Here is a 17,908-nt window from a genome sequence, read left to right as displayed (position 1 = left end):
AGTTTTGCTTGAAGAGGATACCCGGTGGATCGCGCACAGTTAATCAGCAACGCCCGTAACAACCTGGCCGGTCTCGGTCGGGGGAACCTGGGTGTGCCGCTGTTGCTGCTGGTGATGCTGGCAATGATGATGTTGCCCATCCCGCCGTTCCTGCTCGATGTGTTCTTCACCTTCAACATCGCGCTGTCGATCGTGGTCCTGCTGGTCTGCGTCTACGCCCTGCGCCCGCTGGACTTCGCCGCGTTCCCGACCATCCTGCTGGTGGCGACGCTGCTGCGCCTGGCGCTCAACGTCGCCTCGACCCGCGTGGTCATGCTCCACGGCCAGGAGGGCCACGGAGCGGCGGGCAAGGTGATCCAGGCCTTCGGTGAGGTGGTGATCGGCGGCAACTACGTGGTCGGTGCGGTGGTCTTCGCCATCCTGATGATCATCAACTTTGTCGTGGTGACCAAGGGTGCCGGGCGTATTTCCGAGGTGAGCGCGCGCTTCACCCTCGACGCCATGCCCGGCAAGCAGATGGCCATCGACGCCGACCTCAACGCCGGCCTGATCGACCAGGCCCAGGCCAAGGCGCGTCGTGCCGAGGTCGCCCAGGAGGCCGAGTTCTATGGTTCGATGGACGGTGCCAGCAAGTTCGTGCGTGGTGACGCCATCGCCGGCCTGCTCATCCTGTTCATCAACCTCATCGGCGGCATGCTCATCGGCATGCTGCAGCATGGCATGACCTTCAGCGACGCCGGCAAGGTGTACGCTTTGTTGACCATCGGTGACGGTTTGGTGGCGCAGTTGCCCTCGCTGCTGCTGTCCACTGCGGCCGCGATCATGGTCACCCGCGCCTCGGGCTCCGAGGACATGGGCAAGCTGATCAACCGGCAGATGTTCGATTCGCCCAAGGCGCTAGCCGTTTCCGGCGCGCTGATGGTGGTGATGGGGCTGGTGCCGGGTATGCCACACATCGCCTTCCTCAGCCTCGGCGTGCTGGCCGGCGGCGGCGCCTACATGGTGTGGAAGAAGCAGCAGAAGGCCAAGCTCCTGGCTGTGCAGGAAGCGCAGCGCCAACAGGATCTGCTGCCATCGCCGCAGCGCGCCATGGAAACCAAGGAGCTGGGCTGGGACGACGTCACGCCGATCGACATGATCGGCCTGGAAGTCGGCTATCGCCTGATTCCGCTGGTCGACCGCAACCAGGGCGGCCAGTTGCTGGCGCGGATCAAGGGCGTGCGCAAGAAACTCTCGCAAGACCTGGGCTTTCTCATGCCCACCGTGCACATTCGCGACAACCTCGACCTGCAGCCCAGTGCCTATCGCCTGACGCTGATGGGGGTGATCCTGGCCGAGGCCGAGATCTACCCCGACCGCGAGCTGGCGATCAACCCTGGACAGGTGTTCGGCACTCTCAATGGTATCGCCGCGCGCGACCCGGCCTTTGGCCTGGAGGCGGTGTGGATCGATGTGGCCCAGCGCGCCCAGGCGCAGTCCTTGGGTTACACGGTGGTCGATGCCAGCACCGTGGTCGCTACTCACCTCAACCAGATCCTGCAGAAGCACTGCCACGAGCTGATCGGCCATGAAGAGGTCCAGCAGTTGCTGCAGGTGCTGTCCAAGGCATCGCCGAAACTTGCCGAGGAATTGGTGCCAGGTGTCATTTCCTTGTCGGGGTTGCTCAAGGTCCTGCAGGCCCTGCTTGCCGAGCAGGTGCCCGTGCGTGACATCCGCAGCATTGCCGAGGCCATCGCCAACAATGCCGCCAAGAGTCAAGATACCGCCGCGTTGGTGGCGTCGGTGCGGGTCGGCTTGTCACGCGCCATCGTGCAAAGCATTGTCGGCGTTGAGTCCGAGCTGCCTGTGATCACCCTTGAGCCAAGGTTGGAACAGATCTTGCTCAATAGTCTGCAAAGGGCCGGGCAGGGTCAGGAAGACGGTGTTCTTCTTGAACCGAGCATGGCCGAGAAGCTGCAGCGTTCGCTGATCGAGGCGGCGCAGCGCCAGGAGATGCAAGGCCAGCCGGCCATCCTCCTGGTCGCCGGCCCGATCCGTGCCATGCTGTCGAGATTCGGTCGTCTGGCCGTGCCCAACCTGCATGTGCTGGCGTACCAGGAAATACCGGACAACAAGCAAGTCACCATCGTTGCCACCGTGGGCCCTAACGGCTGAGGTAGTGGGTTATGCAAGTTAAGCGTTTTTTCGCCGCCGATATGCGTCAGGCCATGAAGCTGGTCCGTGATGAGCTTGGCGCCGATGCCGCAATCATCGGCAACCGGCGTATCGCCGGCGGTGTCGAACTGACGGCCGCGCTGGACTACAAGCTGTCCGCCCTGGCCCCACGCGTGCCGAATGTCGAGCTCGAGGACGAGCTGCGCAAGACCCATTCGCGCATCGCCACCGCCCAGGCCGAGCTGGATGGGCGTGGTGACGCCGAACTCGGCAACCGGCAATTGTTTGCCGGCCTGTCGCTGACCGCGTCCGAGCCGCTGGTCGAGCCGCATGTGGATGTTCCGGCGCCTGCGCCGGCCCCTGCGGCCCCGACGGTCGACAAGCGCGTCTTCGACGCCATGCGTTCGGAGCTTTCGGGCTTGCGCGAGCTGCTCGAAGTGCAGCTTGGCTCGCTTGCCTGGGGCCAATTGCAGGGCAACAAGCCGCAGCAGGCCAACCTCTGGCGTCGCTTGCAGCGCCTGGGGCTGTCTGGCCCGATCGCTCGTGATCTGCTTGAGCGGGCCGGTGAGATCGAAGACCCGCGTCAGGCTTGGCGCATGGTCCTGGCACACCTGGCGCGCCTGATCGAGGTGCCTGAGGTAGAGCCGATCGAGGAGGGCGGGGTCATCGCCATGGTCGGCCCGGCCGGCATGGGCAAGACCACCACCCTGGCCAAGCTCGCCGCGCGCTATGTGCTCAAGTACGGCTCGCAGCACCTGGCGCTGGTGAGCATGGACAGCTACCGCATCGGTGCCCAGGAGCAGCTCAAGACCCTCGGGCGCATTCTCAATGTGCCGGTGACCTATGTCGATCCGGGCCAGTCGCTGGCCCAGGCCCTGGAACCACTGCTGCGCAAGCGCGTGGTGCTGATCGACACCGCCGGCCTTCAGGCCAGCGATCCGGCGCTGCGCATGCAGCTCGAATCGCTCGCCAGCCGCGGCATCGCCGCCAAGAACTACCTGGTACTGGCCACCACCAGCCAGAAACAGGTGCTGACCGCCGCCTATCACAGCTACAAGCGCTGTGGCCTGGCCGGTTGCATCCTGACCAAGCTCGATGAAACGGGCAGCCTCGGCGAAGTGCTGAGCCTGGCCATCAGTCACGAACTGCCCGTGGCCTATCTCACCGATGGTCCGCGCATTCCTGACGACCTGCAGTTGCCGCGCAAGCATCAGTTGGTGAGCCGCGCGGTCAGCGTGCAGTTGCAGGAAGAGCCCAGCGAAGAGGCCATGGCCGACATGTTCGCTGATCTCTACCACAATCCCGATAAGCGCGCGGGTTGAAGATGAACGGCGCAGGGGGTCGACAGCGGCCCTTCAAGTGGGCAGGTCCCACGCGAGACAAGGTAAAGAACAGACATGGGTAGCATGCATCCCGTACAGGTGATCGCCGTCACCGGTGGCAAAGGTGGCGTCGGCAAGACCAACGTTTCAGTGAACCTGTCCCTGGCGCTGGCTGAACTCGGCCGCCGGGTCATGCTGCTGGACGCCGACCTGGGTCTGGCCAACGTCGACGTGCTGCTGGGGTTGACCCCCAAACGTACCCTGGCCGACGTCATCGAAGGACGCTGCGAGCTGCGCGACGTGCTGTTGCAGGGGCCGGGCGGCGTGCGCATCGTGCCGGCGGCCTCGGGTACCCAGAGCATGGTGCACCTGGCGCCAGCCCAGCATGCCGGGCTGATCCAGGCGTTCAGCGAGATCGGCGACAACCTCGATGTATTGGTGATCGACACCGCTGCAGGTATCGGTGACTCGGTGGTCAGTTTCGTTCGCGCGGCGCAGGAAGTGTTGCTGGTGGTGTGCGACGAGCCCACCTCGATCACCGACGCCTACGCCCTGATCAAGCTGCTCAACCGCGATTACGGCATGAATCGTTTCCGCGTCCTGGCCAACATGGCGCAGAGCCCTCAGGAAGGGCGCAACCTGTTCGCCAAGCTGACCAAGGTTACCGACCGCTTCCTCGACGTGGCTTTGCAGTACGTGGGCGCCGTGCCGTACGACGAATGCGTGCGCAAGGCGGTGCAGAAGCAGCGCGCAGTGTACGAGGCCTTCCCGCGCTCCAAATGCGCCCTGGCGTTCAAGGCCATTGCGCAGAAGGTCGACAGCTGGCCGCTGCCGGCCAACCCGCGCGGGCACCTGGAGTTCTTCGTCGAGCGCCTGGTACAGCCCACCAGTGCGGGGCCGGTGCTATGAGTGCGAGCGGATTCAAGATGTACAGCAAGGCGTCCAAGGACGCTCAGTACGAGCTGGTCGAGCGCTATGCCCCGCTGGTCAAGCGGATTGCCTATCACCTGTTGGCACGCCTGCCGGCCAACGTGCAGGTCGAGGACCTGATCCAGGCCGGCATGATCGGCCTGCTGGAAGTGGCCAACAAGTACGACGCCAGCAAGGGTGCGAGCTTCGAGACCTATGCCGGCATCCGTATCCGTGGCGCCATGCTCGACGAGGTGCGCAAGGGCGACTGGGCGCCGCGTTCGGTGCACCGCAACACGCGCATGGTCAGTGACGCGATTCGCGCCGTCGAAGCAAGAACCGGTCGTGACGCTAAAGATCACGAGGTTGCTGCCGAACTCCAATTGGGTCTCGACGATTATTACGGGATTCTGAACGATACCTTGGGCAGCCGCCTGTTCAGTTTCGACGACCTGCTGCAGGACGGCGAACACGAAGGGCTGCACGAGGACGGTGTCAGCGGCCAGGTCGAGCCGTCGCGTGACCTGGAAGACGAACGCTTCCAGGCTGCACTGACCGATGCGATCGCCAACCTGCCGGAGCGCGAGCGCCTGGTCCTGGCGCTGTACTACGACGAAGAGTTGAACCTCAAGGAAATCGGGGAAGTGCTGGGGGTCAGCGAATCGCGTGTCAGCCAGTTGCACAGCCAGTGCGCGGCGCGTCTGCGCAGTCGGTTGGGTGAATGGCGAGCGCGGTGAACCCGGGTTCGATGCAGTCGTTTTACGTGGTGCCGAATTGATTGAGCGCGCGCTTGTGAGACGAGCGCGTTTAAGACTGCTTGGAGGTCTAATTGAACAAAGATATGAAAATCCTCATCGTTGACGACTTCTCGACGATGCGGCGGATCATCAAGAACCTGTTGCGTGATCTGGGCTTCACCAACACCGACGAAGCCGACGATGGCACCACGGCTCTGCCGATGCTCGAAAGCGGTCACTACGACTTCCTGGTGACCGACTGGAACATGCCTGGCATGTCCGGCATCGACCTGCTGCGCAAGGTGCGCGCCCACGACCGTCTCAAGGGCATGCCGGTGCTGATGGTGACCGCCGAGGCCAAGCGCGACCAGATCATCGAGGCGGCCCAGGCCGGGGTCAACGGCTATGTGGTCAAGCCTTTCACCGCGCAGGTACTCAAAGAAAAGATCGAAAAGATCTTCGAACGCGTCAACGGCTGAGCCATGTCTGGGGGCGCTATGGAATCAAGAAACGATTCTCTGGGGGAGTTCGAGTCGACCCTGAAGAAGCACGCCGAGCAGCTGGTGCAAAGCCTGGAACGCGGCCAGTTCGGCGAGGCGGTGCAGCTGATTCACCAGCTCAACCAGACCCGTGACCGCGGCCTTTATCAGGAAGTGGGCAAGCTCACTCGCGAGCTGCACAGCGCTATCGTCAGTTTCCAGATCGATCCGCGCATGCCGCAGGCCGAGGAAGTGTCGCAGATCACCGACGCCACCGAACGGCTGTCCTACGTGGTCCGGCTGACCGAGAACGCGGCCAATCGCACCATGGACCTGGTCGAGCAAAGCACGCCTGTGCTCAACGATCTGGCATCCGAAGCCCAGAACCTGTCTGCCGACTGGCAGCGCTTCATGCGCCGCGAGGTGGCAGCGCCTGAATTTCGTGAGTTGGTCAAGCGCGTCGACAGTTTCCTGACGCACAGCGCCGAAGGTAACCGCAAGGTGGCCGGCCATCTCAACGATATTCTCCTGGCTCAGGACTATCAGGACCTGACCGGGCAGGTGATCAAGCGGGTGACCGCGCTGGTCACCGAAGTCGAAAGCAATCTGCTCAAGCTCGTGTTGATGGCAAGTCAAGTCGACCGCTTTGCCGGCATCGAACATGACCACGATCAATTGCGCGCTGAAAAAGATGAAGAAAAACATCCAACTCGGGGTGAAGGTCCGCAGATTCATGCCGATAAGCGTGAAGACGTCGTGTCCGGTCAGGACGATGTCGACGATCTGCTGTCCAGCCTGGGTTTTTAGGGAGCACGTTTAATGAGCTTCGGCGCCGATGAAGAAATCCTTCAGGATTTCCTGGTAGAAGCCGGCGAAATCCTCGAGCAACTGTCCGAGCAACTGGTCGAGCTGGAAAGCCGACCTGATGATGCGGACCTGCTCAATGCGATCTTTCGCGGTTTTCACACTGTAAAAGGGGGCGCCGGCTTCCTTCAGCTCAATGAGCTGGTGGAGTGCTGCCACATTGCCGAGAACGTCTTCGACATCCTGCGCAAGGGAGAGCGCCGGGTCGATGCCGAACTGATGGATGTGGTGCTCGAAGCGCTCGACACGGTCAACAGCATGTTTGGCCAGGTTCGCGAGCGCAGCGACATCACCCCGGCTACGCCAGAGCTGCTCGCCGCGCTGTCGCGCCTGGCCGAACCGGCCAGCGCCGATGCCGTGGCACCGGTTGCCGTGGCGGCGGTCGTCGAGGCCCCGGCTGCCGAGGCGGACATCACCGATACCGAGTTCGAGCAACTGCTTGACTCCCTCGACGCGGTCAAGGCCCAGGCCGAGGCGGCCGAGCAGTCGCAGGGCGAAGCCGTTTCCGGCAGTGCCGACGAGATCACCGACGCCGAGTTCGAGTCGCTGCTCGACCAACTGCATGGCAAGGGTCAGTTCTCGCCGGAAGTCGCGGCGAGCGAGCCGGAGGCTGCAGTCGCGACGCCGGCCGGTGACGAGATCACCGACGAAGAGTTCGAGGCGCTGCTCGATCAGTTGCATGGCAAGGGCGCTTTTGCCGCCGATGCACTGCCGAGCGTCGAAGCCACCGCCACTGCGCCAGCGGCCGAACCTGTCGGCGATCACATCACCGACAACGAGTTCGAGGCCCTGCTGGACCAACTGCATGGCAAGGGCAAGTTCAGTGGCGATGCCGTCGCGGCTGAAGCGCCTGCCGTTGCCGTGGCTGCCGCGCCTGCTGCCAAGGTCGAAAGCAAGCCTGTCGCCAAGCCGGCGCCTGCCCCCGCCGCGGCTGCCAAGCCGGCCGCTGCTCCGGCACCGGCACGCGCTGCAGCGCCGGCTGCCGACAAGCACGGCGCCAGCGAGGCGGAAACCACGGTGCGGGTCGATACTGCGCGCCTGGATGAAATCATGAACATGGTTGGCGAACTGGTGCTGGTGCGTAACCGCCTGGTGCGCCTGGGCCTGAACAGCGGCGACGAGGCCATGTCCAAGGCCGTGTCCAACCTCGACGTGGTCACTGCCGACCTGCAGACCGCGGTCATGAAGACTCGCATGCAGCCGATCAAGAAGGTCTTCGGCCGCTTCCCGCGCCTGGTACGCGACTTGGCCCGCCAGCTCAAGAAAGAGATCAACCTGGAGCTGGTCGGCGAAGAGACCGACCTGGACAAGAACCTGGTCGAGGCCCTGGCCGACCCGCTGGTGCACTTGGTGCGCAACGCGGTCGATCATGGCGTCGAGACCCCCGAGGAACGCGAGGCCTCCGGCAAGGCGCGTACCGGTCGGGTGGTGCTGTCGGCCGAGCAGGAGGGTGACCATATCCTGCTGTCGATCTCCGACGACGGCAAAGGCATGGACCCGAACGTCCTGCGCGCCAAGGCGGTCGAGAAGGGCCTGATGGACAAGGATGCAGCCGACCGCCTGAGCGAGTCGGATTGCTACAACCTGATCTTCGCCCCGGGCTTCTCGACCAAGACCGAGATCTCCGACGTGTCCGGCCGCGGTGTGGGCATGGATGTGGTGAAGACCAAGATTTCCCAGCTCAATGGCTCGATCAACATCTTCTCGGCCAAGGGCCAGGGCTCGAAGATCGTCATCAAGGTGCCGCTGACGCTGGCAATCATGCCGACGCTGATGGTGATGCTGGCCAACCAGGCGTTCGCCTTCCCGCTGGTCAACGTCAACGAGATCTTCCATCTCGACCTGTCGCGCACCAACGTGGTCGATGGCCAGGAAGTGGTGATCGTGCGCGACAAGGCGCTGCCGCTGTTCTACCTCAAGCGCTGGCTGGTCCAGGACCAGCAGCACGAGGAGCAGCTCGAAGGGCATGTGGTGATCCTGTCGGTCGGTACTCAGCGCATCGGCTTCGTGGTCGACCAGTTGGTGGGCCAGGAAGAGGTGGTGATCAAGCCGCTGGGCAAGATGCTGCAGGGCACCCCGGGCATGTCCGGCGCCACCATCACCGGTGACGGTCGTATCGCGCTGATCCTCGACGTCCCGAGCATGCTCAAGCGTTATGCCGCCCGGCGTATTTGATTTCGGCGGCGCGACCTGGCGGTTGCGCCGCCTAACGGAGTGTTTATGGCAGTCAAGGTCCTGGTGGTGGATGATTCCGGTTTCTTCCGCCGCCGTGTCTCGGAAATCCTCTCGGCGGACCCGACCATCCAGGTGGTCGGCACCGCGACCAACGGCAAGGAAGCGATCGATCAGGCGCTGGCGCTCAAGCCTGACGTGATCACCATGGACTACGAGATGCCGATGATGGACGGCATTACCGCCGTGCGGCACATCATGCAGCGCTGCCCGACACCGGTCCTGATGTTCTCTTCGCTCACCCACGAAGGTGCGCGTGTCACCCTCGATGCGCTGGACGCAGGGGCGGTGGACTACCTGCCGAAGAACTTCGAGGATATTTCGCGCAACCCCGAGAAGGTCAAGCAGATGCTGTGCGAGAAGGTCCATACCATCTCGCGCAGCAATCGCCGTTTCAGCAGCTTCGCCAGCCACGCGCCAAGCCCGGTTGCCAGCGCTGCGTCGAGCACCAGCCACGTCCCGGCCAGCACCTTGGGCAGCGCTGCACCGACACGCCCTGCGGCGCCGGTACGCAGCGTTGCGCCTGCCGCCAGCCATTCGCCGGCGCCCAAGCGCAAGCCCTACAAGCTGGTGGCCATCGGCACCTCCACAGGCGGCCCGGTTGCCCTGCAGCGGGTGCTGACGCAACTGCCCGCCAACTTCCCGGCCCCCATCGTGCTGATTCAGCACATGCCTGCGGCGTTCACCAAGGCCTTTGCCGAGCGCCTCGACAAGCTGTGCAAGATCAGCGTCAAGGAGGCCGAGGACGGTGATGTGCTGCGTCCAGGCCTCGCGCTGCTGGCCCCGGGAGGCAAGCAGATGATGGTCGATGGCCGTGGCACGGTGAAGATCCTGCCGGGGGACGAACGCCTGAACTACAAACCCTGCGTGGACATCACCTTCGGCTCGGCGGCCAAGACCTACGGTGACAAGGTGCTGTCGGTCGTGCTGACCGGCATGGGTGCCGACGGACGCGAAGGTGCTCGCCTGCTCAAGCAGGGCGGCAGCACCGTATGGGCCCAGGACGAGGCAAGCTGCGTGATCTACGGCATGCCCATGGCGATCGTCAAAGCCAACCTGGCCGACGCCGTGTACAGCCTGGACGAGATCGGCAAGCACCTGGTAGAGGCCTGTGTCTGATGGATGTTCTTAGCCTTATCGGCCTGATCCTGGCGTTCGTCGCCATCGTCGGCGGCAACTTCCTCGAAGGCGGGCATGTCGGTGCGCTGCTCAACGGCCCTGCCGGGCTGATCGTCATCGGCGGCACCCTGGCCGCGGCGCTGCTGCAGTCGCCGCTGTCGGCGTTCAAGCGTGCGTTGCAGATCCTGCGCTGGATCTTCTTCCCGCCTCGGGTCGACCTGGCTGGCGGCATCGATCGTGTCGTCAACTGGAGCCTGACTGCGCGCAAGGAAGGCCTGCTGGGGCTGGAGGGCGTCGCCGATGCCGAACCGGACCCATACGCACGCAAAGGTTTGCAGTTGCTGGTCGACGGCGCGGAGCCTGAGTCGATCCGCAGCATTCTCGAGGTCGACTTCCTCACCCAGGAGAGCCGTGACATCCAGGCTGCCAAGGTCTTCGAGAGCATGGGCGGCTACGCGCCGACCATCGGTATCATCGGTGCGGTGATGGGCTTGATCCATGTGATGGGCAACCTGGCCGATCCGTCGCAACTGGGTAACGGCATCGCCGTGGCCTTCGTCGCCACCATCTATGGTGTGGCCAGTGCCAACCTGATCCTGCTGCCGGTGGCCAACAAGCTCAAGGCCATCGTCATGCGCCAGTCGCGTTATCGCGAGATGCTGCTCGAGGGGCTGCTGTCGATCGCCGAAGGCGAGAACCCACGCTCGATCGAGCTGAAGCTGCAAGGCTTCATGGAGTAAGCCATGCGTCGTCGTCGCCATACCGAGGAGCATGAGAACCACGAGCGCTGGCTGGTCTCGTACGCCGACTTCATCACCTTGCTGTTCGCCTTTTTCGTGGTGATGTACTCGATTTCCTCGATCAACGAGGGCAAGTACAAGGTCATTTCCCAGGCGCTGATCGGAGTGTTCAACGACCCCGAGCGCAGCCTCAAGCCGATCCCGATCGGCGATGAGCGCCCGCTGACGATCAAGCCGGCAGAACCCTTGATCAAGGACAGTGACCAGGTCGATGCAGGCCTGGGACAGACCAGCGTCGACCCGCTCAAGACCATCACCGACCAGGTGGCCGATGCCTTCGGCGACTTGATCAAGTCGAACCAGATGACCGTGCGTGGCAATGAGCTGTGGGTGGAGATCGAACTCAACTCGGCATTGTTGTTCGGCAGCGGCGATGCCATGCCAAGCGACATCGCCTTCGAGATCATCGAGAAGGTGGCCCGGATCCTCAAGCCGTTCGCCAACCCGGTGCATGTCGAAGGCTTCACCGACAATCTGCCGATCCGCACTGCCCAGTACCCGACCAACTGGGAGTTGTCGTCGGCGCGCGCGGCGAGCATCGTGCGCTTGCTGGCAATGGAAGGGGTGAACCCGGCGCGCATGGCCTCGGTGGGTTACGGCGAGTATCAACCGGTCGCCAGCAACGATACCGCCGATGGCCGGGCGCGCAATCGTCGCGTGGTGCTGGTGATTTCGCGCAATCTCGAAGTGCGCCGCAGCCTGACTGGCTCCGGCAGCGCCAACGCCACCCCGGACGCAGCGTTGCGCCGTGCTGGCACACAAAGTGCACCAGCTACGCCAGCCACGACGGTCGGGAGCAATCCCGTCAAATCTCCGTCACCGAATCTATAGAACCGTTCCCGGCGGGACATTTCGCCCATGCTGGGAGGAAGCAACGCACGATGAGAGTCTGGGCAGTAGCCAATCAAAAAGGTGGCGTCGGCAAGACCACCACCACCATCGCCCTGGCCGGCCTGCTGGCCGAGGCGGGCAAGCGCGTGGTCGTCGTCGACCTCGACCCGCACGGCTCGATGACCAGCTATTTCGGGCACAATCCCGACGCCCTGGAGCACAGCTGCTACGACCTGTTCCTGCACAAGGGCGTGGTGCCCGAAGGGCTGCCGGGGCAGTTGCTGCTGCCGACCAGCCATGAGCGTATCTCGTTGCTGCCCTCGAGCACTGCACTGGCGGTGCTGGAGCGCCAGTCGCCGGGCCAGAATGGCCTGGGCCTGGTAATCGCCAAGAGTCTGGCGCAGCTGTGGCAGGATTTCGACTTTGCCCTGATCGACAGCCCGCCCTTGCTGGGTGTGCTGATGGTCAACGCCCTGGCGGCCAGCCAACAACTGGTGATCCCGGTGCAGACCGAGTTCCTCGCGGTCAAGGGCCTGGAGCGGATGGTCGGCACCCTGGCGATGATCAACCGCTCACGCAAGCAGGCGCTACCCTTCCAGATCGTCCCGACCCTGTTCGACCGCCGTACCCAGGCCTCGCTCGGCACGCTCAAAGTGCTGCGCGACACCTACGGCGAGCAGGTCTGGCAGGGTTACATTCCGGTCGACACGCGCCTGCGCGATGCCAGCCGCAACGGTGTCACGCCCTCGCAGTTCGACGGCAAGAGCCGCGGTGTGATCGCCTACCGGGCGCTGCTCAAGCACCTGCTGACCTACCGCAACGCATTGCAGGTGGCCTGATGAACCGTGCCCCGCAGATCACCAGCAAGCCGCAACTGGCCTTGCAGTCGTACCTCGACGGCCTGTTGCAGGAAGCCACCGAGCCGGTTGAAGTGCCTGAGGCGCCGCTGCCGACAGTGCAGCCACAGGCAGCCGAGCCCAGCGACGAATTCGCCGCTGCGGTTCGTGAAGAACAAGCCCGCGATGCCGTCCGCCAGCCTGAGTCGGTGGTGGCGCTCAAACCCTTTGCCGAGCCTGCGCCCAGGATCCTGCCGACGCTGCTGCCGCCGGTGGAGCCGGTGGTCAGCGTGGTCGAAGAGCAAGTGCTGGCCGAGGCTTCGATTCCGGTGCTGACCCAGACCCAAGCCATAGAGCCGGTCGCCCCGCTGGTCGAAGTCCACCTGCCGTCACCTGCTGCACCGGTGCCGCCGGCTACCGTCGACGGGCGTCCGGCCTGGGCAGCGGAGCCTTTCGAATGCCTGCTGTTCGACGTCGCCGGGCTGACCCTGGCGGTGCCGCTGGTGTGCCTGGGTTCGATCTACAGCCTGGCCGGCCAGGAGCTCACGCCGCTGTTCGGCCAACCGGACTGGTTCCTCGGCATCCTCAGTTGCCAGGCCGGCAACCTGAAGGTGCTGGACACCGCACGCTGGGTCATGCCTGACCGCTACCGCGAGGATTTCCGCCAAGGCTTGCAGTACGTGATTTCCGTGCAGGGCTACGAGTGGGGGCTGGCGGTGCATCAGGTCAGCCGCTCGCTGCGCCTGGACCCGGCCGAGATCAAGTGGCGCAGCCAGCGTGGTCAACGCCCGTGGCTGGCGGGCACGGTGATTGAACACATGTGCGCCTTGCTCGACGTCGCCGAGCTGGCCGAGCTGATCGCCAGTGGTGCGGTCAAGCAGCTGAATACCAAACACAACTGACATGGGCGCCGCATCTGCCGCGGCCTCAACGAGCACACCGCCAACGGCGGTACAAGAGGGCTAGGGGAATGAAAAAGTCGTCTGCACAAGGTTCCGAAGATCCGATCCTGCAGTGGGTCACCTTCCGTCTGGACAACGAGTCCTACGGCATCAACGTCATGCAGGTGCAGGAAGTCCTGCGCTATACCGAAATCGCTCCAGTGCCGGGTGCGCCGAGCTATGTGCTTGGTATCATCAACCTGCGCGGCAACGTGGTCACCGTGATCGACACCCGCCAGCGTTTCGGCCTGATGCCCTCGGACGTCACCGACAACACCCGTATCGTGATCATCGAGGCGGACAAGCAGGTGGTCGGCATCCTGGTCGACAGCGTGGCCGAAGTGGTCTATCTGCGTCAGTCGGAGATCGAGACTGCGCCGAACGTCGGTAACGAAGAGTCGGCCAAGTTCATCCAGGGCGTGTGCAACAAGAACGGCGAGCTGCTGATCCTGGTCGAGCTGGACAAGATGATGACCGAGGAAGAGTGGTCGGAGCTGGAGAACATCTGAGGTGATCTTCGAGGCTGCGGTAATCCTCCTGGCGCTGTTGTGGGCGCTGAGCCTGTGGTTCTTCCTCAACTACAGCAAGCGCCAGCGCGAGCTGGCCAGTCAGCAGGCCCAGGGCGATGCGCTGCGTGACCAGCGCATCAGGGACCTGGCCAAACGCCTGGATGACTACCAGAACGTCACCGTGCGCATGGGGGAAGCCATCCATGAACTGCGCGCGGCGGTCGCGCCGCTGCCTGACAGGCTCCTGCAACTGGAGCAGCGCGACCCCAACAATGTCACCTTCTCCCAGGCGGCCAAGTTGGTGGGGATGGGCGCAAGCGTGTCCGAACTCACTGAAAGCTGCGGGCTGACCCAGGCCGAAGCTGAGTTGATGAGCAAGTTGCATCGGCGCGACTGAGTGTCGAACGGCACTTATTCGAGCTTGTCATCGCGGGTCGCTTTGCGGCCCCGTTTCTCCCCTCATTCCCTCAGCCAGGATTGGCTGCCTCCGACCCGTACCACCGGTCCTGGCGGTAACAGCTCGTCCATCAGCCGTAGTGCCTGTGCCAGGTCAACGAACAGCCATAAGTTGAGGCGCTGGATACCACTCAAGTTGTTTATCTCGCGCAGCGTATTCAACAGCGGCAGGCCCGGTCATCCGTCTGAGCCGGGCGATATGGCGATAGAAACCGGCTGTTAGATATAGGTGCCCCTGCACCGGCGAGCTCAATGGCTCTACGGCAGCAGCGGGTTGCCAGGGGTGATGTCACGCTCGCCTGGCGCCGAGTCGTCGAAGTTCTCCGGTACCTTGCCACGCAGTTGCCAGGCGAAGGCAATGATTTCGGCGATAGTCAGGTACAGCGCTTCGGGGATCTGCTCACCCAGCTCCAGGCGTGCCAGCAGGCTTACCAGTTCGGCGTTCTCGTAGATCGGCACTTCGTGTTCGCGGGCCAGGGCGAGGATGGCTTCGGCCAGTTCGTCCTCACCCTTGGCGCTCAGGGTGGGCGCCTGATCACCGTCGTAGCTCAGGGCAATAGCCTGGCGGGGGGCTTTGTTGCTCATGCGGTTTCATCCACCCAGCGTTGTTCCAGTCGTGTGCGCGGGCCTTGTGGCGGGATGCCGGGATGACATTCCAGATCGCCAACGTCCAGGCCCCGTGCCAGCAGGCGTTCGCGCAGGCTGCCAAGCTGGCTGTCGATCAGTTCGGCGGTTTGCGGGCGCTCGGCCCACAGCTGGCCGCTGAGTCGGCCTTGGGTGAGCTGGGCCTGGACCTGTAGTGGGCCCAGCGGCGGCAGGTCGAAGGCCAGGTCGATGCGCCACAACGACTCGAGCGGATCGCGCTGCTCGCGCTGCGAGTCGGTTTGCTGCCGGGGGGTGTCCTCGCGTTGCAGCTTGGCCTGCAGCGGGATGAACTCCTGGCCGTGGCGCAAGGGGATCTCGGTTTGCCAGGTGGTCTGCTGGTTGCCGCTCTCGGTGGTACCGGTCTGCTGCAGGCTGGCCAGTTGATGACTTTGTACCCGCGAAATGGCGGCGGCGGCCAGGCGCAGCAGTTGCTGCAGGTCGCCTTTTTCTTCCAGGCTCTGCAGCAGACGTGAGGGCAGGGGGAAGGTGCCGGGCTGCGGGCGGCTGCTGACTTGGTCGAGCATGCCCAGGGCGCTGCGGGCCATGCCCGGCAGGACCTGGGCCAGGGCGGTGGCGGCCAGCGCTGGATTGAATGTGGGGTTGCCCGGAACGCTCGGCAAGACCTGCGCCACCAGGCGCACCAGCTGCGCCTTGAGGTCTGGAGCCACTCCCGCGCCAAGGCCGCCGAGCAGCTTGGCTTCGAGAAACGCGCCACTGTTGTTCAGCGCCTGGGCGATGCTCTTGGCGTCGCCCAGCTGTGCGGGGGTTGGCAGGCTGGCCAGCAGGCGCGCGGCGGTAGCGCTCAGCTCGCTGTTGCCAGCGGGGGCGCTGGCGATCTGCTGCAAGGCGTTGAGCAAGGTTGGCAGCGACGCCTGGCGGCTGGTTTGGGTCAGCAGTTGCTGGGCGATGGTCAGTTGGTCCTGGCGCCCGCTCAGGGGTACGAAGCGCAGCGACTGGTCGCCTTGCACAAGCGCGCTGAGCAGGCTGCCGACCGCCAACGGACGTGGGCTGTCGATGGTCAGGGTGGCGCCGGCCTGGCTGCTGTTGAGCAGACTCACCAGCGAGCGGAACGCTGTGCTCTGCGCCGCGCCGCCTGGCAGTGCCTGGCTGGTCAGCACCTTGCCTTGCAGCAAGGTGCCGATCGGTATCTTGCCGGTGTCGAGCTGAGTGAGGGTGGCGATGTTGCTGGCGCTGGCCTGTTGCAAAACCACCGCCAGGCGGTTGCTATCGGCTTGGCCGAGCGTGATCTGGCTGCCGGGGGGCAGGGGCTGGTTGGCACTGGCCTGCACCTGGGCCTGGTTGCCGTTGGGCAGGCTCAGGCGCAACAGCATCATGAAGTCCTGGCCTACCTGGCGCAGGTTCAGCACTTCGGCCTGGGCAGTCTGGCCCGGGGGGATCAGGCCGGGTTGCGCTTGACTCAGGCGCAGCAGCTCACCGGTCAGGCTGGCCTTGGCCACCTGCGCTGCGAATGCGCTTTGTGCGCCGAGACTATTGATTTCCGTCATGATTGTATACAACCTGTCGAGCCAGCCCTCTTGGCAGCGGGATGGCACATGTAATAATGCCGGTCGCGTTGCCACTGCCAGTATAACGGCCAGTGGCAGGGCGACTTGAGACAAGGGTGTTGATCTGCGGTGTCTCATTCGCGGGCAAGCCCGCTCCCACAGGATCGCTGCTTCTGTGGGAGCGGGCTTGCCCGCGAAGAAGGCGCACTGCTCGACACGCCATGAACAGCATAAGGCGAAACCGTGACCCTCCACCTCCAAGCCGCGAACCTTGCCTGCGAGCGCGACTGGCGACTGCTCTTCGAGCACCTTGACTTCGAACTGCGCCCCGGCGACATGCTGCAGGTCAGCGGCCCCAATGGCAGCGGCAAGACCAGCCTGCTGCGCCTGTTGGCCGGCCTGATGCAGCCGACGGCAGGGCAGATCCTGCTCGATGGCCGCGCCCTCGGCGAGCAGCGCCATGCTCTGGCCAGTATCCTGCTGTGGATCGGGCATGCTGCCGGGATCAAGGAGTTGCTGACGGCCGAAGAGAACCTTGCCTGGCTCTGCGCCCTGCATCGACCCGCGACCCGCGAGGGCATCTGGACGGCTCTCGAGGCGGTCGGCCTGCGCGGATTCGAGGATGTGCCTTGCCACACCCTCTCGGCCGGCCAGCAGCGCCGCGTCGCCCTGGCCCGCCTGTACTTGGACTGCCCGCCACTGTGGATCCTCGATGAACCGTTCACCGCCCTCGACAAGCAGGGGGTGGCCCAGCTCGAAGCGCACCTGGCCGCGCACTGCGAGCAGGGGGGCACGGTGGTGCTGACCACCCATCACAACCTCGAGCACAGACCGTCCGGCTACCGTGAACTCAACCTGGGGCAGTGGGCGGCATGAGCGTATTCCTTCTGTTGCTGCGCCGCGAAGCGCGCCTGTTATTCCGTCGCCCGGCGGAGCTGGCCAACCCGCTGGTGTTCTTCGCCATCGTCGTGGCGCTGTTTCCGCTGGCGGTCGGCCCCGAGACGCAATTGTTGCAAACCTTGTCGCCTGGACTGGTCTGGGTCGCGGCCTTGCTCGCGGTATTGCTGTCGCTGGACGGCCTGTTCCGCAGCGATTTCGAGGATGGCTCGCTGGAGCAGTGGGTGCTATCACCGCATCCACTGCCATTGCTGGTGCTGGCCAAGGTTCTGGCGCACTGGACCTTTTCCGGGCTGGCGCTGGTATTGTTGGCGCCACTGCTGGCGCTGATGCTGGGTTTGCCAGTCGCCTGCCTGCCGGTGCTGCTCGGCTCGCTGCTGCTCGGCACTCCGGTGCTGAGCTTGCTGGGGGCGGTGGGCGCGGCGTTGACGGTCGGGCTCAAGCGCGGTGGTTTGCTGCTGGCGTTGCTGATTCTGCCGTTGTATATCCCTGTATTGATCCTGGGCAGTGGTGCGTTGCAGGCGGCGTTGCAGAATATGCCCGCGACCGGACACCTGCTCTGGCTGGCCAGCCTGACCGCCCTGGCCGTGACACTGACACCCTTTGCGATAGCGGCCGGCCTGAAGATCAGCGTCGGCGAATAACGAGTCCCGGGCACCGAAGCCCGGCAAA

The 17,908-nt window shown here is 64.3% G+C and carries 18 protein-coding genes; 16 read left to right on the top strand and 2 right to left on the bottom strand.

Features of this window, described 5'->3' with window-relative positions; all coding sequences use genetic code 11:
* Positions 1–24 precede the first annotated feature (24 nt).
* The 14 genes from flhA to ACNFHO_RS05350 all read left to right on the top strand — a co-directional run bounded on the left by flhA (position 25) and on the right by ACNFHO_RS05350 (position 14,130).
* Complete coding sequence (flhA, locus tag ACNFHO_RS05415) at positions 25–2,154, top strand: flagellar biosynthesis protein FlhA (RefSeq protein ID WP_063545676.1); 2,130 nt, start codon at positions 25–27, stop codon at positions 2,152–2,154.
* Positions 2,155–2,165: 11 nt separating this feature from the next.
* Entirely contained in the window at positions 2,166–3,476 is a 1,311-nt protein-coding gene (gene flhF / locus ACNFHO_RS05410; RefSeq protein ID WP_054895560.1) for a flagellar biosynthesis protein FlhF, read from the top strand.
* Positions 3,477–3,551: 75 nt separating this feature from the next.
* On the top strand, positions 3,552–4,385 hold the full coding sequence (gene fleN, locus ACNFHO_RS05405; protein ID WP_016393812.1) for a flagellar synthesis regulator FleN: 834 nt from the start codon (positions 3,552–3,554) through the stop codon (positions 4,383–4,385).
* The gene (fliA, locus tag ACNFHO_RS05400; RefSeq protein ID WP_054895561.1) at positions 4,382–5,122 is read left to right on the top strand and encodes an RNA polymerase sigma factor FliA; all 741 of its coding nucleotides are present in this window, start codon (positions 4,382–4,384) and stop codon (positions 5,120–5,122) included. The genes fleN and fliA overlap by 4 nt, the downstream gene beginning before the upstream one ends.
* 104 nt (positions 5,123–5,226) lie before the next feature.
* Positions 5,227–5,601, top strand: a complete 375-nt coding sequence (locus tag ACNFHO_RS05395; protein WP_104881405.1) for a chemotaxis response regulator CheY — start codon at positions 5,227–5,229, stop codon at positions 5,599–5,601.
* A gap of 18 nt (positions 5,602–5,619) precedes the next feature.
* Positions 5,620–6,408 carry a protein phosphatase CheZ gene (locus ACNFHO_RS05390; protein WP_054895562.1) on the top strand — a complete coding sequence of 263 codons (789 nt, stop codon included), beginning with the start codon at positions 5,620–5,622 and terminating at the stop codon, positions 6,406–6,408.
* Positions 6,409–6,420: 12 nt separating this feature from the next.
* Positions 6,421–8,640: a chemotaxis protein CheA gene (locus ACNFHO_RS05385; protein ID WP_416765546.1), complete on the top strand. Its 2,220-nt coding sequence runs from the start codon at positions 6,421–6,423 to the stop codon at positions 8,638–8,640.
* A gap of 45 nt (positions 8,641–8,685) precedes the next feature.
* Entirely contained in the window at positions 8,686–9,816 is a 1,131-nt protein-coding gene (locus ACNFHO_RS05380; RefSeq protein WP_416765545.1) for a protein-glutamate methylesterase/protein-glutamine glutaminase, read from the top strand.
* Positions 9,816–10,556 (top strand): flagellar motor protein, encoded by a 741-nt coding sequence (locus ACNFHO_RS05375; RefSeq protein WP_054895565.1) that lies wholly within the window; start codon positions 9,816–9,818, stop codon positions 10,554–10,556. Before ACNFHO_RS05380 ends, ACNFHO_RS05375 begins: the two co-directional genes overlap by 1 nt.
* A gap of 3 nt (positions 10,557–10,559) precedes the next feature.
* Positions 10,560–11,447 carry a flagellar motor protein MotD gene (gene motD, locus ACNFHO_RS05370; protein ID WP_054895566.1) on the top strand — a complete coding sequence of 296 codons (888 nt, stop codon included), beginning with the start codon at positions 10,560–10,562 and terminating at the stop codon, positions 11,445–11,447.
* A 50-nt stretch (positions 11,448–11,497) separates the two neighbouring features.
* Positions 11,498–12,286, top strand: a complete 789-nt coding sequence (locus ACNFHO_RS05365; RefSeq protein ID WP_054895567.1) for a ParA family protein — start codon at positions 11,498–11,500, stop codon at positions 12,284–12,286.
* On the top strand, positions 12,286–13,185 hold the full coding sequence (locus ACNFHO_RS05360; RefSeq protein ID WP_063545672.1) for a CheW domain-containing protein: 900 nt from the start codon (positions 12,286–12,288) through the stop codon (positions 13,183–13,185). Before ACNFHO_RS05365 ends, ACNFHO_RS05360 begins: the two co-directional genes overlap by 1 nt.
* Before the next feature lie 68 nt (positions 13,186–13,253).
* Positions 13,254–13,733: a chemotaxis protein CheW gene (locus ACNFHO_RS05355; protein ID WP_016393802.1), complete on the top strand. Its 480-nt coding sequence runs from the start codon at positions 13,254–13,256 to the stop codon at positions 13,731–13,733.
* A 1-nt stretch (position 13,734) separates the two neighbouring features.
* Positions 13,735–14,130: a DUF2802 domain-containing protein gene (locus tag ACNFHO_RS05350; RefSeq protein WP_054895569.1), complete on the top strand. Its 396-nt coding sequence runs from the start codon at positions 13,735–13,737 to the stop codon at positions 14,128–14,130.
* 317 nt (positions 14,131–14,447) lie between these two features.
* On the opposite strand, the gene ACNFHO_RS05345 is transcribed toward ACNFHO_RS05350, so the two are convergent.
* Both ACNFHO_RS05345 and ACNFHO_RS05340 read right to left on the bottom strand, forming a co-directional pair.
* Positions 14,448–14,774, bottom strand: a complete 327-nt coding sequence (locus tag ACNFHO_RS05345) for an EscU/YscU/HrcU family type III secretion system export apparatus switch protein (RefSeq protein ID WP_054895570.1) — start codon at positions 14,772–14,774, stop codon at positions 14,448–14,450.
* The gene (locus ACNFHO_RS05340) at positions 14,771–16,339 is read right to left on the bottom strand and encodes a flagellar hook-length control protein FliK (protein WP_416765541.1); all 1,569 of its coding nucleotides are present in this window, start codon (positions 16,337–16,339) and stop codon (positions 14,771–14,773) included. Before ACNFHO_RS05340 ends, ACNFHO_RS05345 begins: the two co-directional genes overlap by 4 nt.
* 243 nt (positions 16,340–16,582) lie before the next feature.
* On the opposite strand from ACNFHO_RS05340, the gene ccmA reads away from it, so the two are divergent.
* Entirely contained in the window at positions 16,583–17,215 is a 633-nt protein-coding gene (gene ccmA / locus ACNFHO_RS05335) for a cytochrome c biogenesis heme-transporting ATPase CcmA (RefSeq protein WP_063545670.1), read from the top strand.
* Complete coding sequence (gene ccmB, locus ACNFHO_RS05330) at positions 17,212–17,880, top strand: heme exporter protein CcmB (RefSeq protein ID WP_063545669.1); 669 nt, start codon at positions 17,212–17,214, stop codon at positions 17,878–17,880. Before ccmA ends, ccmB begins: the two co-directional genes overlap by 4 nt.
* Positions 17,881–17,908: the final 28 nt, after the last annotated feature.

Origin of the sequence: Pseudomonas sp. NY15374 (assembly GCF_048068255.1) — a bacterium.
Taxonomy (GTDB): Bacteria; Pseudomonadota; Gammaproteobacteria; order Pseudomonadales; family Pseudomonadaceae; genus Aquipseudomonas; species Aquipseudomonas machongensis.
The sequence above is the reverse complement of the archived record's forward strand: the minus strand, read 5'-3'. Positions and strand labels throughout refer to the sequence as shown.